The 24216-nt window shown below is 71.1% G+C and carries 21 protein-coding genes and 1 pseudogene; 12 read left to right on the top strand and 10 right to left on the bottom strand.

Annotated features, from left to right (window positions below):
- Positions 1 to 5: 5 nt before the first annotated feature.
- Positions 6 to 455, bottom strand: coding sequence for a nitroreductase family deazaflavin-dependent oxidoreductase (locus ACGFSA_RS30045; protein ID WP_393309195.1), 450 nt, complete (start codon positions 453 to 455; stop codon positions 6 to 8).
- Positions 456 to 585: 130 nt separating this feature from the next.
- On the opposite strand from ACGFSA_RS30045, the gene ACGFSA_RS30040 reads away from it, so the two are divergent.
- The 3 genes from ACGFSA_RS30040 (at position 586) to ACGFSA_RS30030 (ending at position 3510) form a co-directional block, all read left to right on the top strand.
- The gene (locus tag ACGFSA_RS30040; protein WP_393309194.1) at positions 586 to 1329 is read left to right on the top strand and encodes a TetR/AcrR family transcriptional regulator; all 744 of its coding nucleotides are present in this window, start codon (positions 586 to 588) and stop codon (positions 1327 to 1329) included.
- Between the two features lie 139 nt (positions 1330 to 1468).
- Positions 1469 to 2848, top strand: a complete 1380-nt coding sequence (locus tag ACGFSA_RS30035; protein ID WP_393309193.1) for a sensor histidine kinase — start codon at positions 1469 to 1471, stop codon at positions 2846 to 2848.
- Positions 2845 to 3510 carry a response regulator gene (locus ACGFSA_RS30030; protein ID WP_393309192.1) on the top strand — a complete coding sequence of 222 codons (666 nt, stop codon included), beginning with the start codon at positions 2845 to 2847 and terminating at the stop codon, positions 3508 to 3510. The genes ACGFSA_RS30035 and ACGFSA_RS30030 overlap by 4 nt, the downstream gene beginning before the upstream one ends.
- 141 nt (positions 3511 to 3651) lie before the next feature.
- On the opposite strand, the gene ACGFSA_RS30025 is transcribed toward ACGFSA_RS30030, so the two are convergent.
- Positions 3652 to 3951, bottom strand: a complete 300-nt coding sequence (locus ACGFSA_RS30025; RefSeq protein WP_393309191.1) for a DUF6332 family protein — start codon at positions 3949 to 3951, stop codon at positions 3652 to 3654.
- Between the two features lie 232 nt (positions 3952 to 4183).
- Between ACGFSA_RS30025 and ACGFSA_RS30020 the strand changes: the two genes are divergently transcribed.
- Positions 4184 to 4585 (top strand): MarR family winged helix-turn-helix transcriptional regulator, encoded by a 402-nt coding sequence (locus tag ACGFSA_RS30020; RefSeq protein ID WP_393309190.1) that lies wholly within the window; start codon positions 4184 to 4186, stop codon positions 4583 to 4585.
- Between the two features lie 162 nt (positions 4586 to 4747).
- Here the strand turns inward: ACGFSA_RS30020 and ACGFSA_RS30015 are convergent, their stop codons facing one another.
- Positions 4748 to 5965 (bottom strand): MFS transporter, encoded by a 1218-nt coding sequence (locus ACGFSA_RS30015; RefSeq protein ID WP_393309189.1) that lies wholly within the window; start codon positions 5963 to 5965, stop codon positions 4748 to 4750.
- Positions 5966 to 6131: 166 nt separating this feature from the next.
- Here ACGFSA_RS30015 and ACGFSA_RS30010 point away from each other — a divergent pair, with 166 nt between their 5' ends.
- Positions 6132 to 7346 carry an ROK family protein gene (locus ACGFSA_RS30010; RefSeq protein ID WP_393309188.1) on the top strand — a complete coding sequence of 405 codons (1215 nt, stop codon included), beginning with the start codon at positions 6132 to 6134 and terminating at the stop codon, positions 7344 to 7346.
- Between the two features lie 24 nt (positions 7347 to 7370).
- Here the strand turns inward: ACGFSA_RS30010 and ACGFSA_RS30005 are convergent, their stop codons facing one another.
- The 7 genes from ACGFSA_RS30005 to ACGFSA_RS29975 form a co-directional block, all read right to left on the bottom strand.
- Positions 7371 to 7784 carry a RidA family protein gene (locus ACGFSA_RS30005; RefSeq protein ID WP_393309187.1) on the bottom strand — a complete coding sequence of 138 codons (414 nt, stop codon included), beginning with the start codon at positions 7782 to 7784 and terminating at the stop codon, positions 7371 to 7373.
- Between the two features lie 544 nt (positions 7785 to 8328).
- The gene (locus tag ACGFSA_RS30000; RefSeq protein ID WP_393309186.1) at positions 8329 to 8562 is read right to left on the bottom strand and encodes a hypothetical protein; all 234 of its coding nucleotides are present in this window, start codon (positions 8560 to 8562) and stop codon (positions 8329 to 8331) included.
- A 41-nt stretch (positions 8563 to 8603) separates the two neighbouring features.
- The gene (locus ACGFSA_RS29995) at positions 8604 to 9446 is read right to left on the bottom strand and encodes a formylglycine-generating enzyme family protein (protein WP_393309185.1); all 843 of its coding nucleotides are present in this window, start codon (positions 9444 to 9446) and stop codon (positions 8604 to 8606) included.
- Positions 9447 to 9597: 151 nt separating this feature from the next.
- Positions 9598 to 10956 carry an MFS transporter gene (locus ACGFSA_RS29990; RefSeq protein WP_393309184.1) on the bottom strand — a complete coding sequence of 453 codons (1359 nt, stop codon included), beginning with the start codon at positions 10954 to 10956 and terminating at the stop codon, positions 9598 to 9600.
- A gap of 108 nt (positions 10957 to 11064) precedes the next feature.
- Positions 11065 to 12828, bottom strand: coding sequence for a sulfatase-like hydrolase/transferase (locus tag ACGFSA_RS29985; RefSeq protein WP_393309183.1), 1764 nt, complete (start codon positions 12826 to 12828; stop codon positions 11065 to 11067).
- Positions 12825 to 13421: a PadR family transcriptional regulator gene (locus ACGFSA_RS29980; RefSeq protein ID WP_393309182.1), complete on the bottom strand. Its 597-nt coding sequence runs from the start codon at positions 13419 to 13421 to the stop codon at positions 12825 to 12827. Before ACGFSA_RS29980 ends, ACGFSA_RS29985 begins: the two co-directional genes overlap by 4 nt.
- Positions 13422 to 13564: 143 nt before the next feature.
- Positions 13565 to 14173 (bottom strand): TetR/AcrR family transcriptional regulator, encoded by a 609-nt coding sequence (locus tag ACGFSA_RS29975; RefSeq protein WP_393309181.1) that lies wholly within the window; start codon positions 14171 to 14173, stop codon positions 13565 to 13567.
- Positions 14174 to 14286: 113 nt separating this feature from the next.
- Here ACGFSA_RS29975 and ACGFSA_RS29970 point away from each other — a divergent pair, with 113 nt between their 5' ends.
- From ACGFSA_RS29970 to ACGFSA_RS29940, 7 genes and pseudogenes are all read left to right on the top strand, one after another.
- A complete protein-coding gene (locus ACGFSA_RS29970; RefSeq protein WP_393309180.1) occupies positions 14287 to 15543 on the top strand; it encodes an MFS transporter in 1257 nt (418 codons plus the stop codon).
- A 29-nt stretch (positions 15544 to 15572) separates the two neighbouring features.
- Positions 15573 to 16778, top strand: coding sequence for a glycoside hydrolase family 1 protein (locus ACGFSA_RS29965; protein ID WP_393309179.1), 1206 nt, complete (start codon positions 15573 to 15575; stop codon positions 16776 to 16778).
- Positions 16779 to 16908: 130 nt separating this feature from the next.
- Entirely contained in the window at positions 16909 to 19155 is a 2247-nt protein-coding gene (locus tag ACGFSA_RS29960) for a glycoside hydrolase family 3 C-terminal domain-containing protein (RefSeq protein WP_393309178.1), read from the top strand.
- A 450-nt stretch (positions 19156 to 19605) separates the two neighbouring features.
- Positions 19606 to 20288, top strand: a pseudogene (locus ACGFSA_RS29955) (IS5 family transposase); the annotation flags it as partial.
- A gap of 152 nt (positions 20289 to 20440) precedes the next feature.
- Positions 20441 to 20743 (top strand): SHOCT domain-containing protein, encoded by a 303-nt coding sequence (locus ACGFSA_RS29950; protein WP_393309177.1) that lies wholly within the window; start codon positions 20441 to 20443, stop codon positions 20741 to 20743.
- Positions 20740 to 21516, top strand: coding sequence for an ABC transporter ATP-binding protein (locus ACGFSA_RS29945; protein ID WP_393309176.1), 777 nt, complete (start codon positions 20740 to 20742; stop codon positions 21514 to 21516). The genes ACGFSA_RS29950 and ACGFSA_RS29945 overlap by 4 nt, the downstream gene beginning before the upstream one ends.
- Positions 21513 to 24083: an ABC transporter permease gene (locus ACGFSA_RS29940; RefSeq protein WP_393309175.1), complete on the top strand. Its 2571-nt coding sequence runs from the start codon at positions 21513 to 21515 to the stop codon at positions 24081 to 24083. Before ACGFSA_RS29945 ends, ACGFSA_RS29940 begins: the two co-directional genes overlap by 4 nt.
- The last annotated feature ends 133 nt before the right edge of the window (positions 24084 to 24216 follow it).

The following is a 24216-nucleotide window of genomic DNA, read 5'->3' as shown; positions in this document are numbered from 1 at the left end:
CCGGGTCAGGATGTGATCGTGATCCGGAAGACGGGGTGGTCGGGGGCGATGCGGCGCAGCTCCTCGACGGATGAATCCGGGCCGACGCCACCGAAGAACACCCCTACCTCCGCCTTCCAGCGCTTGAGGTAGGCACGCAGCAGTTCCGGCTTCTCGTCGTCGGCGATCTCGGCGGCGGTGAAGACGTCGGTCTTCTTGCCGAGGTGGAGCTCACCGCCGCCGGCAGCCCGCATGTTGTGCGTCCACTGGACATGGCCACGTGGCGCGACGAGATACTGCTGTCCGTCCACGGTGAGGAGGTTGACCGGGGTGCGGCGCCACTCGCCGCTCTTGCGGCCGCGGACGGCCAGGACTCTCGATCCCCAGACGCTGATGCCGCGCCGGGTGATCCAGGCGATGGTGGGGTTGAAGACGTTGACCATGAGCCAGCCGGGCTTCTGAACATGCACGGACATGAGATTCCCCTCGTCGGAAAGTGTGAGCACTGCTCTCGCTTGAGATCAGTGTGCGCGAGGTTGGTGCTCAAAATCAAGAGCGCCGCTCTCTTTATTGGTCGGTGCTCCAATCCATGGCAGACTGAGCTCCATGAGCACCATCAGAGGAGCCAGGGAACGGGCCCGCATCGAAGTCACCGCAGCCATCAAGGACGAGGCGAGAAAGCAGCTCGCAGCCGAAGGCGCCGCGAAACTCTCGCTGCGCGCCGTCGCACGTGAGCTGGGCATGGTCTCGTCCGCGCTGTACCGCTACTTCCCCAGCCGCGACGAGCTGCTCACGGCCCTGATCGTCGACGCGTACGACGCCGTGGGCGAGGCCGCCGAGACCGCTCACCGGGCCTCGTGCGACGTCCCACCCGTACCCGCCGCACATCTCGCCCGCTGGATCACGGTCGCCTGCGCCGTACGCGAGTGGGCCCTGGCCCACCCCCATGAGTACGCCCTGATCTACGGCTCGCCCGTGCCCGGGTACTCGGCACCCCAGGCGACCATCGGCCCCGCCTCCCGCGTCGGCCTCGTTTTCGTCGCGATCGTCGAAGACGCCCACCGCACGGACGGCCTCGCCGTGCCGCCTCTCACCGCCGAACTGCGGCCCGAGGCCGAGCGGATGGCCGCCGACTTGGCACCCGATCTCCCTCCGGCGGTCGTCGCCCCTCTCGTGGCCGCGTGGTCGCAGCTCATCGGGCTGATCTCCTTCGAGGTCTTCGGCCAGTTCAACCGGATCGTCGAAGCTCGGGAGGCCTTCTTCCGGCAGGCAGTCGCCGACCTGGCCCGTAACGTCGGACTGCTTGACGACCGGGCCGACCGCCCGGCCGCCAGCAGCGCCGGTGCCTGAGCCTGCCCGCCCGTATGTCCGCCCGTCGCGCAGGACTCACTCCTGCTCACTGCTCAGGAACGGTACTCCACAGGGAGTACGTGTGATCACCACGCCTGGCTGACGCCGCCGTCGACGCCCGAGGTCTAGCGTTGCCGGTATGGAAGAGCAGCGCTCGCACGGAAGCGCCGGTCCCCCCTGGGAGAAGGGCGGACCGACACGGCGGCGGCCCTGGGCGCACGCTGCCCAAGGGGGACCCCGGGGGCCTTGGGGTCCCTGGGGAGACGACGGGCCGCCGCGCCGGCCGACGGGGATGCGCGAGCGGTCCGCCGCCCGGTTGCCCTGGCCGTCCACCGTCCTCCTCGGCGCAATTGTCATGATCGGCACTTTCGTCGCGGCCCGCGGTCAACTCGGTGAGCGCGCCCCGTTGGACCTCTTCGCCAAGGTGCTGCTCTTCATCGCCGTCGCCGTACTGCTGCTGCGCCACCGCCGCCCCGTCCTGGCGGTCTTCGTCAGTGCGGCCGCGGCCATGGTCTATCTGGGCGCCGGATATCCGTACGGCCCGGTTTTCCTGGCGGTCGCCGTCGGCTGCTTCAGCGCGGTTGTCGCGGGGCACCGGCGGGCGGCCTGGGCGGCCGTGGGAATGGTGTGGCTGGGCCACCTGCTGATGGCACACTGGCTCTACCGCTGGCTGCCGCCGAGCGGCGACTCGGCTGCGCCCTGGGGGCAGGAACTGGGCGTCGCCGCCTGGGTGGTGGCGATCGTCGCGGCAGCGGAGTTCGTACGCGTACGCCGCGAGCAGTGGGCCGCCCAGCGTGCCCAACGGGAGGCCGCCGAGAAGCGACGGGCTGACGAGGAGCGGCTCCGGATGGCCCGGGAACTCCATGACGTGCTCGCCCACAGCATCTCCGTCATCAATGTCCAGGCAGGCGTCGGACTCGCACTGCTCGACTCCGACCCGGAGCAGGCCCGGAGCGCCCTCACCACGATCAAGGCGGCCAGCAAGGAGGCGCTCGGCGAGGTCCGTCAGGTCCTCGACACGCTCCGTACCCCGGGAGACGCCCCCAGGGCCCCGGCCCCCGGGCTCGACCGGCTGCCCGAGCTGGTCGACCAGGCGGCGAGTGCCGGACTGTCCGTCACGGTGGAGACCGAAGGCGTACGCGGCGCCGTCCCGCCCGGCACGGATCTGGCCGCCTTCCGGATAGTGCAGGAGGCGTTGACGAACGTGGTCCGGCATTCGGGCTCGCGCACCGCACGGGTCCGGATCGGTCACGGGACCGGCCGCGTATGGCTCCGTATCGACGACGACGGCCCCGTCACCGGCAGCGAGGCGGGCGGCAGCGGCAACGGGCTGGCCGGCATGCGGGAGCGGGCCGCCGCACTGGGCGGCACGATCGAGGCGGGACCCCGGGCCGATGGCGGTTTCCGGGTGTGGGCCGAGCTTCCCCTGTACTCGGCTTCGGACAGGGACTCGGCGTCGAGCACGGACTCCGCGTCGACCATGGACACTGTGCAGGACACGACGGAGGAGAGACCGTGATCCGCGTACTGCTCGCCGATGACCAGCTGCTGGTCCGCGCAGGATTCCGCGCCCTGCTGGACGCCCAGCCGGACATCGAGGTGGCGGGGGAGGCCGCCGACGGGGCGGAAGCCGTGCGTCTGGTGCGCGAACTGCGCCCGGATACCGTGCTGATGGACATCCGCATGCCGCATCTCGACGGTCTCGTCGCGACCCGCACCATCACCGGCGACCCCGAGCTGAACGACGTCAAGGTGGTCATGCTCACCACCTTCGAGCTCGACGAGTACGTCTTCGAGGCGATCCGGTCCGGCGCCTCCGGTTTTCTCGTCAAGGACACCGAACCGGAGGAGCTTCTGCGGGCGGTACGGGCCGTGGTGGCCGGTGACGCCCTGCTCTCGCCGGGGGTGACGCGCCGCCTGATCGCCGAGTTCGCAGCCCGTTCCAAGGAGCCCGCGGCCGCATTCGGCCTGGGTGAACTGACCGAACGGGAAAGGGAAGTGATGGCACTCGTCGGCATCGGTCTGTCCAACGAGGAGATCGCCCGCCGGCTGGTCGTCAGCCCGCTCACCGCCAAGACCCATGTCAGCCGTGCCATGGTGAAGCTGGGCGCACGCGATCGGGCCCAACTGGTCGTACTCGCCTATGAGTCGGGCCTCGTACGCCCTGGCTGGCTCGGCTGAGAGCCTGTCGGGTGACCTTCGATCGGAGAGCGGACGCGGCGTGGTGCGTGCGATTCCAAGGCGCCGGGATGGCCTTGTAGCGGAGCTACTAGGGCATTTTGGCAACGCGGGAAGCGTGCGCGCCAGGGCGTGGCCGCCCGATCAGAGGTCGCCCGACAGGCTCTGAGACGGATCCTGCGGGCGGAGCGCGCCCACCGGGCGACCGTGCCCCCGGCGGGGGAATCCCCACAACACATCGACGACGCGGGCGACGAAGACGACGGCCGAGACGACGGCCCCGCTCAGGAGCACCACTCGCTCCGCCGTGCGCGGCAGATCGAGGCAGACGGTGGGCACGGCGACGGCGATGAACGCGGCAGCGGCCAGAACAGCGCCGCTGACCAGGGCGAAGACGATCTCGACGGTCATCGCGTCCCGGTCTTCCTGACTTCGTCGCCCCATGTCCGAAGTGTCACAGGGGCGGTTGGTGGCGGGCAAGGACACCTCGCCGCCCACCGCCCCTTTCCCCCGCGCCGGTTGGTCATCGGGGCAGCGGACCGGCCGGTCAGTCCCGGACCGCCACCTTCTCGGCGACTCGAGTGGTCATGGTGAGGACAGTACATGCATATGCATTGAATGCAAGTGCATTTAATTCCGATGCAACAATCGGCCTCTTCTCTGCTACCGTGCGGACATGGCCGCGAAGAAGCCCGAGCACGTGCTCGTCGACGAATGGCGGGACATCCTTGCGCTGCACGCCAGGACGTTGTGCGAACTCGATCGCGAGCTGCATCGGCACGGCCTCGGCGCCAGTGACTTCGAGGTGCTCGACGTCCTCGCGGAGGGTGCGTCGGAGGACGGTGGCGCCACCTATCGCGTACAGGAGTTGGCGTCCCGGGTCCATCTCAGTCAGAGTGCTCTGTCGCGCCTGGTCGCGCGGCTGGAGAAGGACGATCTCGTCTGCCGCGGGATGTGCAGCGAGGACCGCCGCGGCGTCCGGGTCGAGCTGACGGCCAAGGGCCGGGCGCGCCATGCCGAGGTGAAGCCGTTGCAGCGTTCGGTGCTCGCCCGGATGCTGAACGGCGCGACCGGCTGAGTGGGGACCGCCGCGCGCGGAGGTGCTGCTTGTTCATGGCCGGCTTGTTCATGGTCTGCTCCCCGTAGGCGGTTGACACTTTCATGGTGCGACCGGGGAGCGGGACCTGCCTGAGTACACCTGCTGAATCGGGCATCAGTACGTGAGACGTGCGTACGTCGATCAGGCGCGGGTCGCCGCATGGCGAGCCGCATGGCCCAGCACGGACGCCGCGCCCGCCAGCACCGCCACCGTCGTCAGAGCGCCGGGCAGTGAGAACCAGTCGGCCAGGAACCCGATCGCGGGCGGCCCCAGCAGCATCCCCCCGTAGCCGATCGTCGACGCGACGGCCACTCCGCTCGGACCGGCCAGCTCGCCGGCCCGGCCGACGGCGACGGGGAAGATGTTGGCCAGCCCGAGCCCGGCGACGGCGAAGCCGAGCAGGGCGAGCCAGGTGGTCGGGGCGAGCGAGCCGAGGAGCATGCCGGCCGCACCGGTGGCGCCGCCCGTGACGAGCGTTCGGGTCTGCCCGAGTCGTTCCAGCAGCGCGGTGCCGCTGAGCCGGCCCGCGGTCATGGCCAGGGCGAACAGGGAGTATCCGGCGGCGGCGATGCCCGGGCGGGCATGCAGGTCCTGTTCCAGGTGGAGCGCGCTCCAGTCGGCCAGTGCGCCTTCCCCGTACGCGGTGCAGAGCGCGATCACGCCGAACAGCAGTACCGCGTTGCGGGCGCGCCCGGTCATCCGGCGCGGCTGCTCGGTGCGGTCGGCCGCGGATACGGTTCGGGGCGCCCGGTGCCGCAGCAGGGTCGGTCCGGCGGCGGCGGTGACGAGCAGTCCGACCCCGGTGAGGACGGAGAGGTGGGTGGCGGGGGAGAGCCCGCCGGCGACCAGTCCGCCGAGGCCGGCGCCGAGCATGCCGCCGAGGCTGAACGCCGCGTGGAAGCTGGGCATCACGGGGCGCCGCAGACCGGCGACGAGATCGACCGCGGCGCTGTTGATCGCCACGTTCATCGCACCGTACGCCGCACCGAAGACCAGCAGCACCGAACCGAGCGCGAGCGCCGAATGTGTCTGCGCGGGCAGGGCGATGGCGAGTGAGAGGAGCACTCCGCAGACCACGGTCACGGGGTGGCTGCCGAACCGTCGGCAGAGCCCGCCGGCGAGCATCATGGTGATGACCGCCCCGGCGGAGACGCCGAGCAGTGCGAGGCCGAGGGTGGAGGCGGAGGCGCCGGTCTGGTGCTTGATGGCCGGGATGCGGACCACCCAGCCGGCGAAGAGGAAACCGTCGAGGGCGAAGAACACGGTCAGTGCGGAACGGAGGCGGGCCGACGAGGGTAGGGCGGCGTCTCCGCCTGGTCCCCCCGGCAGCGCCGTCCGCAGTTTGTTTAGTTGCGGCACAAACTCAGCATAGGGGCCCACGGACAACAGACGCAAGACGGTCTCCCGCCGGAGCGGGCAGCGGCATCCGGCCCGGCGACGCCGGGCGGCCTCCCTGACCGGAAACGGGCAGAAGTCCGCCACCAGTGCGTCGGCAGCGGCTTCGGATCGTGGGAGACTCGGCCCCATGAACGGCAAGGCGACCACCACCCGGACGAAGTTGGAGAGGGGCCGGAGCGCGCTCGGACCCGCGCTGGAGCTGGTCCACACCGGACGCGCGCCCACTCGCGCCGTGCTCACCTCCGAGCTCGGCGTCACCCGTGCGACCGCCGGCGCGGTCGCCGCGGAGCTGGCGGCGCTCGGCCTCATCCGCGTCGACTCCAGCCCCGGTTCCGCAGCCGGCTCACAGGGCCGCCCCTCGCACCGGCTGGCCGTCCGGGAGTCCGGGCCGGTCGCCGTCGCCGCGCAGGTGCATGCCGACGGGTTCCGCGCCGCGCTGGTCGGGCTCGGCGGGCGGCTCGTCGCCACCGCCCCCGGCTGTGTCACGGTCACATCGGACCCGGCGCAGGTCGTGGGCGAAGTCGTCGACGCATGTGCCCGGTTGCTGCGCGACAGCGGACTGCGCTGCGTCGGCGCGGGACTCGCCGTCCCCTCCGCCGTGGCCGAACCGGAGGGCACCGCGCTCAACCCGCTGCACATCGCCTGGCCGGCAGGCGCCCCGGTCCGCGAGATCTTCGCCACGTGTGTACGGGAAGCAGGCATCCCCGGCCCCGTGTTCACCGGCAACGATGTCAACCTCGCCGCGCTCGCCGAACACCGGCACGGCGCCGGCCGCGGGGCCCAGCACCTGCTCTGCGTGGCCACGGGTCACCGTGGCGTCGGCGGTGCCCTTGTCCTCGACGGCCGCCTGCACGCCGGCAGTTCGGGTCTGGCCCTGGAGGTCGGCCATCTCACCGTGAACCCGGAAGGGCGTCCCTGCCACTGCGGCGGGCGCGGCTGCCTCGACGTCGAAACCGATCCGCTCGCCTTCCTGACCGCGGCCCGCAGGGAACCGGGCCCCGAGGAATCCCTGCTCAAGCAGGCGAGCGACCTGCTGCGTACGGAGTACGAGGACGCGGCGGTACGGAACGCGGCCGAGGAACTCATCGACCGGCTCGGCCTCGGCCTGGCCGGCCTGGTCAACATCCTCAACCCGGACCGCATCATCCTCGGCGGGCTGCACCGTGCACTGCTCGACGCAGACCCGGAGCGACTGCGCGCGGTGGTGGCCGACCGCAGCCTCTGGGGGCGCAGCGGCAGCGTGCCGATCCTGCCCTGCACCCTCGACCACAACAGCCTCGTGGGCGCGGCGGAACTGGCTTGGCAGCCCGTCCTCGACGATCCGCTGGCCGCACTCGCCTGAACCGGCGGGTGAGGTCCGGCGCCGCTACCGCGTGGCCTCGGGGACGAGAGCGAACGCCTCGATCTCCAGCAGCAGTTCGGGGCGGAACAGCGCAGCGACCTGGACGGCGGAGCTCGCGGGCAGGCGTTCGGAGTCGATGTACGCGTCGCGTACCGTGCGGACGGCAGGCAGATGGGCGATGTCGGTCACGTAGTAGGTGAGCTTGACGACGTCGCCGAAGGACGCACCGGCGGCAGCCAGACAACGACGCAGGTTCTCGAACACCTGCCGTGCCTGCGCGGCGGCATCACCCGCTCCCACGACGTGGCCGTTCGCGTCGAGTGCCACCTGCCCGGACGCGGCGACGAGTCGGCCGGAGCCGGTGACGACGTGGGTGTACCCGACTCCCGGGGTGACGCCCTCCGGAGCCGTGATGTGTGTGAGATGCGTGTTGTCCATGGCGGCATCCTCACCCGCGGAGGAGCGTTGGCACCAGTGCATATGCGTCGGGATCAGAGGCGGTTGACGCGGTACACGTCCCGCACACAGACGTTGAGAGCGGTGGCGGCCACGATGACAGCGGCGCAGACCCGAAGCACCGGCCTGCCGGCCCGGACGGGCGCGGCCTCGGACTGCGCCCCGTCACTGCGAACTGCGCCACGGTGAGAGGCCCGCCCCCCGATGGATGCGGGGCGACGGGCCAGTTGTCAGCAGGAACGGTTCGATCTCACAGTACTTGAGGTTGGTGGCCGTGGATCGAGCTCCGCCGCGGGGCGTGGGTCACGCCTAGCTGTTGTAGTAGGTGATGTCCCAGCCTCGAGAATTCAGCTATCGCCGTGAACTGACGCCCTGACAGCAGAAGGGTGCCTCCCACCTACGATGATCTGGACTGTCAACTCTGCTGCGCAATTCGTTCAGGCGGAGAGTCGGTAGCTGAGTCGTTCGAGCCTGCTGTGGCGGGGACGATCGAGGGGGTCTGTGGTCCAGTGCGCGTCGACCCTGATCACGTTGAGTGCGGTGGCGGAGAAGGCGTGTTGGAGGCGGACTTTCGGTAGGCCGCGGTAGCGGGCCCGGCGGATGCCGGTGCCAGGCCGGGCGCGGGGGCCGGGACGGGACGGTCGGTCGCCGGGGCAGCGGTGGCGGCCGGCTCGGTGAGCGCGCCGGCGGTGACGCCGGCGAGTGCGGCGAACGCCCGCCGGGAGAGCGGCGAGCCGCCGGGTGTGTGCGAGGAGGGCATGGGTCTGCTCCTGTTCTCGTCGGTGGAGAGGTACGAGTGGGTCAGGCGTCGCGGGCGCAGCGGAATCCCGCATGGCCGCTGGATGAGTCGGGGGTGTTCCCGGTTCGGGCGGCGACCCGGTACCGGTTGCAGTAGGACAGGTGACACATGTGGGATCCGCCCCGAATGACCTTGATGGTTCCCGTGGCCGGTCCCGTGGGGTCGACCAGCGGGCCGGGGTGTTCGTGGGCGGTGGTCCACCAGTCGGAGCACCACTCCCAGACGTTGCCCGACATGTTGAACAGGCCGTGGCCGTTGGGTTCGAAGGCGTCCACGGGGGCGGTGCTCCGGTAGCCGTCGGCAGCGGTGTTCTTCGTGGGGAAGATGCCGCGCCAGATGTTGCAGCGGTACTCCCCGTCCGGGTCGAGTTCGTCGCCCCAGGGGTAGCGCTTCTGTTCGAGGCCGCCGCGGGCGGCGTACTCCCATTCGGCCTCGGTGGGGAGCCGCTTGCCGGCCCAGGCGGCGTAGGAGGCGGCGTCGTTCCACGACATGTGCACCACGGGGTGGTTCCCTCGTCCGTCCAGGGTGCTGCCCGGCCCTTCCGGCCGGTTCCAGGCGGCTCCCCGCACGCCGCACCACCAAGGGGTGTGCGGGGTCCGGGGAGCCTTCTGGCGCAAGGCCGCGGGCAGGAATCCGGCGAAGACGTAGGACCAACCGAAGCGTTCGGCCTCTGTGACGTGACCGGTGGCCTCGACGAAGGTGGCGAAGGCGTCGTTCGTCACCGCGCAGATGTCCATGAGGAACGGGCTCAGACGCACGGTGCGCACCGGGCCCTCTCCGTCGCCGGGGTTCGCCTCGGTGTCTCGCGTGCCCATGAGGAAGACGCCGCCGGGCAGCAGCACCATGCCGTCCGCCGAGCCGTCGCCGGTGCCGGAACGCGGCGGCTCGATGCTCAGGGTGTCGGTGGCCTGGCGCGTGCGGGTGTGCAGCAGGCGGAGGAGGGCTTGGGGGTGTGCATCGACGGGCTCCTGCCAGGCGGTACGGGGGGATCGGGGGTCAGGGGGTGGCGGTCTCTCTCAGGGCCGCTTCCCGTCGCCGTTCCAGTTCCTGCTGCACCCGGGTCACGTCTCGCGCGTACGGCCGGTACAAGAGGGTGAGGAATGCGGCGTTGACCAGCATCAGGAGGACCAGGACCCACAGGAAGACCGTCTTCAGGCCGACGGCGTCGCCGAGGAATCCCGCACAGAGGCTGAAGGCCGCCCAGGCGATCGCCTCGAAGACGGTGAGGTAGACCGCGAAGGCCGCGCTTCTGAGTTCGGGCGGCGTCACGTTCATCACCATGGGCCGGTTGACGCCCGGGTTGATGCCCTGGGCCAGGCCCATGAGGCCGAAGAACAAGGCGAACAGACCGATGCCGCCGTAGTCGATCTGGGTACCGAAGAACGCGACGACGCCGAAGGCGATCTGGGCCATCTGGAGGACCGCGACCAGGCCGTGGCGCGGGCTGCGGCGGACCGCCCAGTCGGACAGGATGCCGCCGAGCACGGTGCCGGCGAAGTAGCCGATCCCCAGGGGAAGGAGGACGAGAGAAGCGGTCTCGGTGGCGAATCCATAGGTGTCCACCAGGAAGATGACCCCGAACGTGCCGATGAGGAGATGGCCCGACAGCAGTCGTGAACCCAGCAGGATCACGAAGCTGCGCGTACGGAAGAGAGACCGTACACCGGACCAGGTGAGGGTGGAGGCTGCCTCCCGCGTCTCCCGGTCGAGATCGGCGAGCTGCCGTTGGGAGGCACCCGGCCCCGGGTCACGCAGCCAGATCCACAGGGCGACACCGACGAGGATGTTGACCGTCCCGATGCCCCACAGCCCCCACCGCCAGCCGTCCTCGAACCCCGCCAGCTGCCCTTTCAGCGCGGCGAGCAGGGAGGTGCCGAGGGAGAGGACGCCGTAGAGCGTGCCGATGGCGCGCCCCCGCGACCTGCTGCCGAACAGGTCGCCGAGGAGATCGGTGGTGATCGGGCCGGCGGCCGCGTAGCCGGCGGCGAGGAGCGTGCACAGGACGAGCAGCTGGGTGAAGTTCTGGGCGAATCCTGCGGCGATGCCGAAGACGCCCCAGAAGCCGGTGGCCAGGACCAGAACACCCTTGCGGGACCAGCGGCGCGCCGCCCATACCCACAGCGGCCCGGTGAAGACGCCGACGATCCTTCCGGCGGCGGTCAGGATGCCGAGCGCGCCGAGAGAGACGCCCAGCGCCTGGCGGATGACCGGGAACAGTCCGCTGATCAGGCTCGCTTCCGTACTGTCGACGAGAAGTGTGCCTCCGATCAGGGAGAGCTGGCGCCAGCGGCCCGGGACCTCGACGTCCGGCGGAGACTCGGTGGTGCGGGCGGGCCCTTCGATAGGCTTGGGCATACGCCACCTCATTCCTTGATGTCGTTCTTTGCGGGATTGACGGACAGGAGGGTGTGCTCCGGTGACGGGGTGGCCGCCCCGTCACCGGTACTTTCCGGCGAGGCCGGGTCAGAGTTTGGCGAGCTCGTCGGCGACCAGCCGGAGCTTCTCGGCGGGCAGCAGCCCGCCCGCCATCGCCGCGATGTCGATCAGCGGGGTCGGCCCCAGGAACTGCAGGAGCTCGGAGTCCGCGATGCCGGGCAGATGGCGCGCAAGGACTTCCACCGCCACGGGATCGGCGATGAGCGCGCCGACCGGGGTACGCAGCGAGAGGCGGCTCTCCGGATAGTCCTCCGCCCGGGGCAGTGGCTGCGCCGCCGCCGTGGCCAGGCCGCGCTGAGCCCGGACGAGCAGATGCGCCTCGGTCACCGGCCCTTCGGAAGGCAGACCGAGCCGCTCGTACTGGCTGGGCGGTGCCTCGGTGCGGCGCATGAGATCCACCATCAGGCCCGCGAGCCGCAGCTCCACCTCGTCGTCGACGAGCGGGCTCAGCTGCTCGGGGTCGGTCTCCAGGTCGAAGAGCAGAGTGCCGTGGTGGTACGGATTGACGAAGGTGCGTCCCGGCATCCGCAGGGTGCGGACGCCCTTGGTGAAGCCGAACGGCTCGGCGAGCTCCAGCTCCGCCAGCTCGGCGGGGGTGAAGCGGCCGCGCATGTGCGTCGGCATCAGCGTGTGTTCCTCCAGCGGGGTGTTGGAGGCGGCGGCGGGCGCGCGCATGTAGACGTACCGGCCGTCGGTGATGTTCACGTGCCCGCCGTGGATGCCGAACAGACCGGCCTCGCGCAGCGGCGTGTCGGCGGCGACGGGCAGTGGCGCCCCCTGCATGTCGGCAGGGCGCTCGACGCCGAAGAACTCCAGGAGCGTGGGCGCCAGGTCGATGGTCTGCACGAGCGTGTCGCGCCGCTCGCCCGCGCGTCCCGCGCGCGGGTCCCAGACGAACAGCGGCAGATGGACGAGCTCGTTGTACCAGGGCTGGACCGACTTCCCCCACCAGCCCTTCTCGCCGAGCAGCAGACCGTGGTCGGTGTTGACGATCAGGAGCGTGTCGTCCCACAGGCCGTACTCGTCCATCGCGTCGAGGACCCGCCCCAGGGAGTGGTCGCACATGGAGAGCAGGGCGGCGTACTCGTACCCGGCGTGCGCGACCTGCTCGTCCGTCTCCACCACCCGCTTGTAGTCCGGCCAGTCGAAATGCGGTCCCTCGTAGGCGTGCGGGTACAGGTCCTTGTACCGCTGGTGGCTGAAGAACGGCTCGTGCGGGTCGAAGGTCTCGATCTGTACGAACCAGCGGTCCTCGGCATGGTTGGTGCGGACGAACTCCAGGCCGGCGTCGAAGGTGAGCGTCTGCGGATGCCGGTCCTCGGTGGCCATGTGCGGCCGGTTGACCCAGTCCTGGCGGTAGACGGCTGACCGCATCCGCTTCAGGTCCTCGGGGATCTCCGGGGCGGCCACCTGGCCCTTCCACGGGTCGCCCTCTTGCCCGCGGAAGAACTCCCAGGAGTTGTACCGGCCGTGGTAGGTGGCGCCGCCGTCCTCCCAGTAGTGCGGATGGTCGCTGGCCAGATGCGTGTACACGCCGTTCTGCTTGAGGAGTTCGGGCATCGAGTCGTCGAACGGTTCGAGCGGTCCCCAGCTCCGGTGCAGGAAGTTGTACCGGCCCGTGTGCAGCTCGCGGCGGGCCGGCATGCACGGCATCGACCCCGCGTAGGCCCGGTCGAAGGTCACCGTCCGCTCGGCGAGCCGCGCGAAGTTCGGCGCGTGCGTCCAGTCGGAACCGTACGGCGGCAGCATCCGCCGGTTGAGACTGTCGAACATGACCATGATGGCCTTCATGCTGAGGGGTCCTCTCCGTCGGGTTCCGGCGCACGGTCCTGCTCGAGGCGGTGCCGCATGCCCTGCAGCCAGGCCACCCAGGTGTCGACCGCCGAGGCTCCGTAGGCGTGCAGCTCGTCGAACACCTCCTGGGCCAGGCTCCGGTCCAGCTCGGGCAGCGGGTCCTCGAAGAGCAGGGTGCGGTCGCGGTCCCGGTTGCGGGCGATCTGGGCGCGCCGGTAGGCGAGTTCGGTGTCGATCAGACGGATCGCGGCGTGCCGGTCCAGCGGGGCGGTGAAGGTGAACCTGGCGAGGAAGTCGGGGTCCTGGAACCGGCTGGTCGGCTCGTACGGCGAACGCACCCACTCCCACAGGACGTCCCTCCCGCGCGGGGTGGGCCGGTAGATCTTCGCGTCTGGCCGCCCCTCGCGCGGGTCGACCTCGAACGCCACCCAGCCGTCGTCCGTCATCCGTGCGAGCAGCCGGTAGATCTGGCTGTGGTGGGCCCGCGACCGTAGGAACTGGCCCTCCGTCTCCATCCATCGCCCCAGGTCGAACCCGCTCCGGGGCCGTCCGGCGAGCAACGCGAGCAGCACGCAGTCGAACTTCACCATCCGCCGGCCTCTCTCTATGTGCACTGTCACCTATGTGATGAGTGTTGTAGGGCCTGCGGAGCGGCGAGTCAATGGATTCGGCACGCGCTTATCAAGGCTGTATCGAGCCGTTCATGAGGGGCGTGACGGAACCGGAGGGTCTGTCAGGTGCGGTTTCGCAGGGCGTCCATCAGGACGCCGTACAGGGCCGCGAGGTCTTGGGCCATGTCGATGTCGGGCTCCAGGAGCCACTGCAGTTGCAGCCCGTCCGTCGCCGCGAGCAGGATCCGGGCGGCCCACTCCTGGTCGACCGGCGTCACGGGCTCGGGGGTGACCGGCTCCTCGGAGTCGTCGATGTGCCGGGCGAGTTGGCCGGCGATGTTCCGGCGGCTGGTGTCGTAGCGGTCCTGGAAGAAGCCGTGCGCCGGGTGTTCGGGTTCGGCCGCCGCTGCCGCCACGTCGACGAACAGTTTGACCAGGCCGGGGGTCGACGCGTTGTGGGTGACGATGTCCAGTCCGGCGCGCAGATCATCCCGGGTCTCGCCGAAGGCGGCGCGGGCGGCGGCGTCCCGTGCCTCGAGGACCGCGGTCAGCAGGGCCTCCCGGCTGCCGAAGTGGTGCAGCACCCCGGCGTCGGTCATGCCCACCCGCTGGGCGATGTCACGGACCGAGACCTTGCGACTGCCGGCCTCGGCGTAGGCGGCGAGGGCGGCCTCGATGATCTTCTGCCGCTTGAGCGAGGTCTTTGCGTACGGCCCGCGAGGAGTGCTCATGGGCCGGATTCTACGGCCGCGGTGGTTCCATTCGATCAAAAACCTTGATGCTCAAGGATTTGATGGCTACGGTGAGCCGACCCGCCCCGAGGGGTGCAGCAAAGGAGCTGTCCATGCCTTCTTCTCGGCCAGGCCCCGGAATCGTCCAGGACGCCGCCCCGTCCCTTCCGACCCCCGCCCGCCTGGGGCGGCTCGGTCCCGTGCTGGGCGCCGCGTACCTCTCCTGGATGCTTCCGTTCCACGCCACCACGACGCTCTTGCAGGCCCTCCTCGATGAGCTCGACGACGACACCAAGCTCCAGCGCTACGCGGTGATGGCGACCGCCGGAGCGATCACTGCCATGTGCGCCAACGTCGCATTCGGGCTGCTCTCGGACCGCACCCGCTCCCGCTTCGGCCGCCGCAACCCGTGGATCCTCACGGGCAGCGTCGGCACGACACTGGCGATCTTCGGGCTTTCGTTCACCCAGAGCTTCCCGGTGCTGCTCACGTTGTGGATCCTTCTGCAGATCAGCCTCAACGCGGTGGTCGCGCCCCTGGGCGCGATCCTCCCGGACCGGGTGCCCCCCGTCGTCCTGGGCAAGGCGTCGTCCTGGATCGGGGTGGGCCAGCTGCTCGGCTCCAGCCTGTCGGCCATCGTGGCCGGCACCCTCATCACCGTCCCCGCGCAGGGAATGAGGTGGGTCGCGGGTCTGGTCGTCCTCGGCGGGCTCCTGGTCTTCTTCGCAGCGCCCGACCGCCCCAGCACCGCGCTGCCCGTCGAGCCGTTCTCAGCACGCAAGCTCGTCAGGACCCTGCTGCCGCGCGACCCCGACTTTCTGTGGGCCCTGATCGGCCGCCTGCTGACCCTGCTCGGCCTGAGTCTGGTGATGGTCTACCAGCTCTACGTCCTGACCGACCATCTCGGCCTGTCCTCGGCGCGCGCCGGTTCGGTGATCGCCATCGCGGGCGTGGCCACCGCACTCACCGCGGGCGTGGCCATCGCCGTATGCGGTCCGCTGTCGGACCGGCTGCGACGGCGCAAGGTGTTCGTCCTGCTCTCGGCCGGCACCGCGGCGGTGTCCGTCCTGCCCCTGGCCTTCAGCCCCTCCCTATGGGCGTTCTTCACCTTCGCGGTCGTCGGGGCGCTCGGCTACGGCAGCTTCGTCGCGGTCGACCAGGTCGTCATGGCCGAGGTGCTGCCCGATCAGGAGCACCGGGCAAAGGACCTCGGCATCCTCAACATCGCCAACACCCTTCCGCAGGTGCTCGCACCAGTCATCGCCGCAGCCGTCGTGCCCCTCCTCGGCTATCCCGGTCTCTTCCTCCTCGCCGCCGCCATCGCCACCGCGGGCGGCCTGTGCATCATCCCGATCCGCAGGGTCCCGTGATCCCGGGGCCCGGAAAGAAGAACAGACACATGGACGACTTTTTCACCCTCCCCGAAGGCTTCCTGTGGGGCGCGTCCACCTCCGCCCACCAGATCGAAGGCAGCAACACCGGGAGCGACTGGTGGGCCTTCGAGCAGGCCGGTCTGACCGATCGCATCGAGGAGCCGAGCGGGGACGCCTGCGACAGCTTCCACCGCTGGCCCGAGGACATGGACCTGCTCGCCGGACTCGGCTTCACCGACTACCGCTTCAGCATCGAATGGGCACGGATCGAGCCCTCGCCAGGCAGGTTCTCCTCCGAGGCCGTCGCCCACTACCGGCGCATGGTCGAGGGGGCACGCGAGCGCGGCCTGCGCCCCATGGTCACCCTGCACCACTTCACCGCACCCCTCTGGTTCACCGAGCGCGGGGGCTGGGCCGCGCCGGACTCCGGCGACCTGTTCGCCCGGTACGTGGAGGCCGCGGCTCCTGTCTACGGCGAGGGCGTCGACCACATCTGCACCATCAACGAGCCGAACATGGTCGCCGTCATGGCGGCCGCCCTGCGCACCCTGACGGCCGGCGGATCACTTCCGGCCACCAGCCTGCCGCTGCCGGACGAGGCCGCGACCGAGGGCCTCGTCCGCGCCCACCGCAGGGCGGTCGACACCGTCAAGTCGTATGCGCCGCACGTCCGTACCGGCTGGTCCGTGGCCAACCAGGCCTGTCGACCGGAGCCCGGCTGCGAGGAGCAGGCCGCCGCCTACCTGCACCCCCGCGTATCCGTCTTCCTGGAAGCGGCGCGCGGCGACGACTGGCTCGGCCTCCAGGCCTACACCCGCACCCGCATCGGACCGTCCGGCCCGCTCCCGATTCCGCAGGACGCCGAACGCACCCTCACCGGCTGGGAGTACGACCCACAGGCGCTTGGCGCCGCCCTGCGGCACACCGCCGCCACCGTGCCGGGAACCCCGCTGATCGTCACCGAGAACGGCATCGCGACGGCCGACGACGACCGCCGGATCGCCTACACCACCGGCGCGCTCGCCGACCTCGCCGAGGCCATGGCCGAGGGGGTGGACGTACAGGGGTACTTCCACTGGAGCGCGCTCGACAACTACGAATGGGGCAGCTACCGGCCCACGTTCGGCCTGATCGCCGTCGACCGGAAGACCTTCGTACGCACCCCCAAGCCGTCCGCGGCCTGGCTCGGCGCGATCGGCCGCACCCGCGTCCTGCCGACGGCTTCCTCCTGAGCCTCGTGGCCTCCTGAACTCCGGGGTCCGCCCGTACACCGCCCCGCTCGGGCGGACTCCGGTCGCCTCCCCCCGTCTCCCGGTCTCCCCGTCTCCGCGTCTGCGTCCGTCCCGACCCCTGGAACCCTTCATGAACACGTCTCACAGCCCCTCGGCAGCCGGCCTCTCCCTGGCCGAACAGGCCTCCCTCACCTCCGGCGCCACCCGATGGACCACGCAGCCCGTACGGGACGTGGTCCGCGCGCTGACCCTCTCCGACGGCCCCCACGGCATGCGGCGACCCGCGGACGGCGCCGAGGATGCGGTCCTGGCCCCCGAGAGCCTCCCCGCGACCTGTTTCCCGCCCGCCGTCACCCTCGGCTCCTCCTGGGACCCGGAACTCGCGCACCGCGTCGGCGCGGCCCTGGCCCGCGAGGCGTCGGCGTTCGGTGTCGACGTCGTCCTCGGCCCCGGGGTCAACATCAAGCGCAGTCCGCTGTGCGGGCGGAACTTCGAGTACTTCTCGGAGGACCCCCACATCACCGGCGTCATGGGCGCGGCCGTCGTCGAGGGGATCCAGTCCCTCGGGGTCGGCGCGTGCGTCAAGCACTTCGCCGTCAACAACCAGGAGACCGACCGGATGCGCGTGAGCGCCGACGTCGACGAGCGGACCCTGAGGGAGATCTATCTGCCCGCCTTCGAACACATCGTCCGCCACGCGCGCCCGTACACGGTGATGTGCGCGTACAACAAGGTCAACGGCGTGTACGCAAGCCAGAACGACTGGCTGCTCACCCAGGTCCTGCGCGAGGAGTGGGGATTCGACGGGCTGGTGATGTCCGACTGGGGTGCGGTCGCCGACCGGGTGGCCGCCCTCGCCGCCGGGCTGGACCTGGAGATGCCGCCCACCGGCACGGACCAGGAGGTCGTGACGGCCGTCGAGGAGGGGCGCCTCGACGCGTCCGCCGTGAGCACGGCGGCCGACCGGCTGCTGCGGCTGCGTGACCGGGTCGACGGCGCTCGGCGCTTCGACGACTGGGACGTCGACGCCCACCACGAGCTGGCCCGCGAGGCCGCCCGTTCCTCGGCCGTGCTGCTCAAGAACGAGCGCGGTCTGCTGCCCCTGGACCCGGCGGCGACGCAGACCGTCACGGTCATCGGCGAGTTCGCCCGGACCCCGCGCTACCAGGGCAACGGCAGCTCGCACGTGGTACCCACCCGGCTGAGCAACGCCCTGGACGCCCTGACCGGAGCGGTCGGCGACGCCACCACCCTCACGTTCGCACCTGGCTTCACCCTGGACGGCACCCCCGCCCCGCACCTGTTCACGCAGGCCGTCTCCCTTGCCGGTGCGGCCGACGTCGCCCTCGTCTTCCTCGGGCTTCCCGACGCCGCCGAGTCCGAGGGGTACGACCGTACGGACATCAGCCTGCCCGCCGAGCAGATCGCGCTGCTGCGCGAGGTGGCGCGGGTCTGCCCCCGGGTCGCGGTCGTCCTCGCCAACGGCGGCGCGGTCTCCGTGTCCGAGTGGCAGGACGACGTGGACGCGGTCCTGGAGGCGTGGCTGCCCGGTCAAGCCGGCGGCACGGCCCTCGCCGACCTGATCCTCGGCTTCGAGAGCCCGTCGGGGCGGCTCACCGAGACGCTCCCCCACCGGCTGGCCGACGTCCCGTCCCACCTGCACTTCCCCGGCCGGGACGGGCACGTCGTGTACGGCGAGGGCCGCTACGTCGGCTACCGCCACTACGACACCCTCGACGTCCCGGTCGCATACCCCTTCGGCCACGGCCTGACCTACACCACCTTCGTCTACGACGACCTGACAGCCACCGCGACCGACGACGGCCGCTGGACCGTCGAGGCCACCGTCACCAACACCGGAAGCCGTTTCGCCCACGAGGTGGTCCAGCTGTACGTCGCCTTCGACGAGCCGCACCCGACCCGCCCGCGCCACGAACTGCGCGGCTTCACCAAGGCCGGCCTGGAGCCGGGCGCCTCGGCGCGCGTCCGCTTCGAGCTCACCGAACGGGACCTGGCATGGTGGTCCACCTCCCTGGGCGGCTGGGCGAACGACCCCGGCCCGTTCACCGTCGAGATCGGCGCTTCCTCCCACGACATCCGCCTGCGGACCGTCCTCCACTGCACGGGTACCGCGCCCGTCGCCGCCCTGGGGACGATGTCCACCTTCGGCGAATGGCTCGACCACCCCGTCGGCGGCCCACTCCTGCTCGCGGCACTCGCCCGGGCAAAGGCCCCCTCGCCCGACGAACTCGCCGCGATGGACCCGAACCTCCTCCAGGCCGCCCGCGACGTACCCCTGGCCAAGTTCACCGGCTTCGGCCTGGACGTCACCACGGACGACATCGACCAGCTCGTCGAGGCCGTACGGTCCCGCTGACCGGACCTGTTGCGCCGGCCGCCGAGCCCTGCCATGGCCCGGCGGCCGGCACTCCATGCCGAGGCCGGGGATGGCGCGTGCGGGCCACCCGCCTGGCACGGCTCCATCGCGGGTGCCTACCGCGCTAGTCGACGGCTCGGACAGCCTCGGCTCCGTACAGCGCGCCGAGCACGATGGCGAGGGTGCCGAGGAGAAGACGCAGGAGGGTTTCGGGGAGGTGGGGCTGGAGGCGGGCGCCGGCGCAGCCGCCGATGAGTCCGCCCAGGCCAGCTCTGCCGTCAGCGGCGCCGCGTCCCCACGGCCCTGTCGCACCGTCCAGCAGCAGATGCGGCCGGGGCAGCCTGAAATCGGAGAAGAACGTGCCCGACAGCGCGCTGTCTTACTGATCGTTTCAGAATGAGTTGAGCTGCGGGTCTTGTGCTCGGCGATCTTGGTCGGCAGGGTGTCCGGGTGCGTGCTGATCTTGTTCCTGATGACCTGTGGGGGGCGGGTGGCCCCGTTGCTGCCGCCCCCTCCGGAACGGGGCCGTCGCCACCCTGGGCGGCTGCGTGTTCCCGACCGAGTGGCACTCGCCGACGTCCTGTACGTGCTGCGGACCGGTGTCGCGTGGCGTGATGTCCCCGCGGAGACGGTGGGCTGCTCCGGGGTGACGGCCTGGCGTCGGCTGCGGGACTGGACCGAGGCCGGCGTCTGGCCGCGCCTGCACGCTGCCCTGCTGGCCGAACTGCGCCGCGCCGGCCTGCTGGACCTGGACGACTGCTCCGCGGACGGATCGCACGTCCGGGCCCTCAAGGGGGGACCATGTCGGCCCCTCGCCCGTCGACCGTGCCCGCCCCGGCTCCAAGCACCACCTGATCGTCGACCGGCACGGAACCCCGCTCGCCGTCACCCTCACCGGCGGCAACCGGCACGACGTCACCCAGCTCCTGCCGCTGCTGGACGCCGTCCCGCCGATTCGGGGTCTGCGGGGACGCCCCCGCCGCAGGCCCCGGCGCCTGTATGCGGACCGGGGCTACGACTTTGACAAGTACCGCCGGCTGCTGTGGAAGCGCGGCATCAAGCCCCTGATCGCCCGACGCGGTGTCGCCCACGGTTCCGGGCTGGGCAAGGTGCGCTGGGTGGTCGAGCGCGCGGGCCGGGAGCAGCCGCCGGACCGCCACGTACTCCCGCGGGGGTACGTGCACTGCCGCTGGCCGTACGACGACTCGGACCCCTTCCCGGGGCCAGGCTCGGATGCGTCGGAAGAACGCCGACCGAGAACTCCGAACCGAGGGAGCCGACCGAGATGAACACCCTGGCCTACTCCGGTGGACCCGGGCCGTGGATTTTCCTCTTCCCACTGGTCTGGGCAGCAATCGCCGTCACCGTTGTCACCGTGCTGCGCCGTACCGTGTGGCGAGGCGGCCGACACGGCCCCTGGGGCCCCCGCGCCGCGCACAGCGGCCCCGCCGCCCTCGGCGAACAGTCGCCCATCACTCTGCTCGGCCGCCGCTTCGCCGCGGGCGAGATCGACGAGGACGAGTACTGGCGCCGGCTCTCCGTCCTGGACGAGCAGTTCGGCCCCACCGGCCGGCGAGGTGCGGCATGACCACGACCATCCGCACCGGGGCCGCCACCGCCGCCCGCGTCGTCGACGCCGTGAAGGTCTACGGCACGGGCGACACCCAGGTCAGGGCCCTGGACAGGGTGAGCGTCGACTTCCCGGCCGGCCGCTTCACCGCGATCATGGGGCCCTCCGGCTCCGGAAAATCCACCCTGATGCACTGTGCTGCCGGACTCGACACGCTCACCTCCGGTTCCGCCCTCATCGGCGACACGGACCTCAGCGCGCTCGACGACCGCAGGCTCACCCTGCTGCGCCGACAGCGCATCGGCTTCGTCTTCCAGGCCTTCAACCTCATCCCGACCCTCACCGTCGCCGAGAACATCACCCTCCCCATCGACCTCGCGGGGGAGCGCGGCGACCGCGAGTGGATCGACGCGCTCATCGACACCGTGGGATTGCGGGACCGGCTGCACCACCGGCCCAGCGAACTCTCCGGCGGCCAGCAGCAGCGGGTCGCCGTGGCCCGCGCCTTCGCGGGCAACCCCGACGTCGTCTTCGCCGACGAACCGACGGGCAACCTCGACTCCCGGGCCGGACAGGAGGTGCTGCGGCTCCTCGGCCGCACCGTTCGCCGGACCTCCCGTACGGTCGTCATGGTCACCCATGACCCGGTCGCCGCAGCCCACGCGGACGAGGTCGTCTTTCTCGCCGACGGGCGCCTCGTCGACCGCATGCCCGATCCCACCGCGGAGCGCGTGCTCGACCGGCTCAAGGCCTTCGACCCGTCGCCGGGCGCAACGGCGGTGATGCCATGACCGGCGCCCGCGCCTCCGTGCGCCTCGGTGCCGCCTCGCTCCGCGCCCACAAGCGTCGTTTCGCAGGCACGTTCACCGCCGTTCTGCTCGGCGTCGCCTTCCTCGCGGGCACGCTCGTCATGGGTGACACCCTGCGCGCCGGCTTCGGCACGATGTTCGCGAACGCCGCCGCCGGTACGGACGCGGTCGTCCGCAGTGCGAATGTGGTGACCGTGCCCGGTGAAGGGCAGGGCACCCGGCAGCCGGTGAGCACCACCCTCCTGAAGACGATCGAACAGACGCCGGGCGTCGCCGCCGCGGCTCCCGACATCCAGGGCGCCGGGCAGCTGATCGGCGCCGACGGCAAGCCCATCGGAGGCCAGGGCCCGCCCACCGTCGCCGGCAACTGGATCCAGGACCCGGAGCTCAACCCTTACAAGCTCGCCGAGGGGCGCGCCCCGTCCCGGTCCGGCGAGGTTGTCATCAACCGCGGTACCGCCGCCAGGGGAGGGCTGAAGATCGGCGACACGACCGTACTGCGCACTCCCGACCCCGTGCGTGTCACCGTCGTCGGCCTGGCCACCTTCGGCGGTGAGGACGGCATGGGCCAGGTCACCTTCACCGGGATGACGCAGGCCGACGCCGAGAAATACCTGACCCCGAAGCCCGGCGAGGCGTCGAGTATCCAGGTGCGCGCCGGCCCCGGCACCAGCCAGCAGGAACTCGTGGACGCGCTGACTCCCGTGCTGCCCGCCGACACGCAGGCCATCACCGGACAGGCCTCCGCCGCCGAGAACCAGAGCATGATCTCCGGTGCGTTCCTCAGCCTGTTCACCACGCTGCTGCTGGTGTTCTCCGGGATAGTCCTGCTGGTCGCCACCTTCTCCATCCACAACACGTTCGCGATCGTCGTCGCGCAGCGCACCCGGGAGAACGCCCTGCTGCGCGCCCTCGGCGCGTCCCGCCGTCAGATCCTCGGCTCGACCCTCGTCGAGGCAACCGCGGTCGGCGTGCTCGCCTCCGCCGCCGGGCTGGCCGGGGGCATCGGGACCGCCGCCGGACTGCAGGCGCTCTTCCCCGCCGTCGGCTTCCCGTTCCCCGACGGCGCGCTGGTGATCAGCGGGATCTCGCTGCTGCTCCCGCTCGCCGTCGGCGTACTCGTCTGTCTCGGCTCGGCCCTCCTGCCCGCCGTCCGCGCGGGACGCACCGCACCGCTCGCGGTCCTGCGCGAGACCGCTGTCGACAACTCGGCGGCCTCCGGGACTCGCGCCGTCACCGGTGTCATGCTGCTGCTCGCGGCGGTCGGTGCCATCCTGACCGGCGTCCTCGCCCATCCGTCGGTCTGGCCGTCGGCCGCCGGGGCGGTCCTGGCGCTTGCCGCCTTCGTGGTGCTCGGCCCGGCCGCCTCCACGTACGCCGTACGGATCCTCGGCGCTCCACTCGGCCGGCTGCGCGGTGTCACCGGCGCACTGGCCAGGCGCAACGCGCTGCGCAGCCCCAAGCGGACCGCCGCCACCGCGACCGCGCTGATGATCGGCGTCGCGGTCGTCTCGCTCTTCACCGTCTTCGGCGCCTCGCTCAAGGCCACCATGAACCAGACCGTGGACCGTTCCTTCGCCGGTGATGTCGCCATCAGCGCACCCGCGTTCGGCGCCGGTGGCAGCGGTCTCAGCCCCGCACTCGCGCCCGCCGTCGGCCGGCTGCCCGACGTGTCCACCGCGGTCGGCCTCGGCAAGGGCGTTGCGGAGGTCAACGGTGCGGGGCGCGCCCTGACCGTCACCGACCCGGCCGCGCTCGCCAGGGTCTTCGACCTCGGTCCGGTCCGCGGATCCATGAACGCACTGGGCCCGAACGGCATCGCCGTGTCCGAAGCGGAGGCAGCCGAGCGCGGTCTGCACACCGGCTCCACCGCCCGGCTCACCTTCACCGACGGCAAGCAGCAGACCTTCACGGTCCGCGCGGTCTACGACCGGTCGGAACTGGCGGGTACCTACGTCATCACCCGGCAGGCCTGGGCGCCGCACCGCGCACAGGACTCCGACACGCTCATCGCCGTGTCGTTCAAGGACGGGGTGTCGACCGCCGACGGAAAGGCGGCAGTCCAGAAGACCGCCGCGGCGTACGGCAGTCCGGACGTACAGACCCGCGGCGAGTACGCGCAGTCCTCGGCCGGCCCCATCGACATGATGCTCACGCTGGTCTACGCGCTGCTGGCACTTGCCGTACTGATCGCCCTGCTCGGCATCGCCAACGCCCTCACCCTGGCCATCCATGAACGCACCAGGGAACTGGGCCTGTTGCGGGCCGTCGGACAGACCAGGAGTCAGCTGCGGACCATGGTCCGCTGGGAATCCGTCCTGGTCGCCGCGTTCGGAACAGCAGGCGGTCTGCTGCTCGGCGGCTTCCTCGGCTGGGTGCTCGTGAAGGCGTCCGAAGGCGCGGGCGACACCCCGTTCGCCTTCGCGCTGCCGCCCGCACGGCTGCTGGTGGTCGCCCTGGTGGGGATCACCGCCGGGGCGCTGGCCGGCTGGCGACCGGCTCGGCGTGCGGCGCGCCTGGACGTGCTCCGCGCCATTGCCGCCGACTGAACACGGACAGTGAGGAGCGGGGGGGCCCCGGGGGCCCCCCGCCGCACAGCGGCCAACACCGGTGGTTGGGGTAAGGGCCAAAACGCCCCCCGCGGGCCGGGCGGGGGGGTGGGGCCCCGCCGATAGGGAGGGG

It is taken from the genome of Streptomyces sp. NPDC048496 (assembly GCF_043200055.1).
In the GTDB taxonomy this organism is placed as follows: Bacteria; Actinomycetota; Actinomycetes; order Streptomycetales; family Streptomycetaceae; genus Streptomyces.
This window is presented reverse-complemented; position numbering and strand designations above follow the sequence as displayed.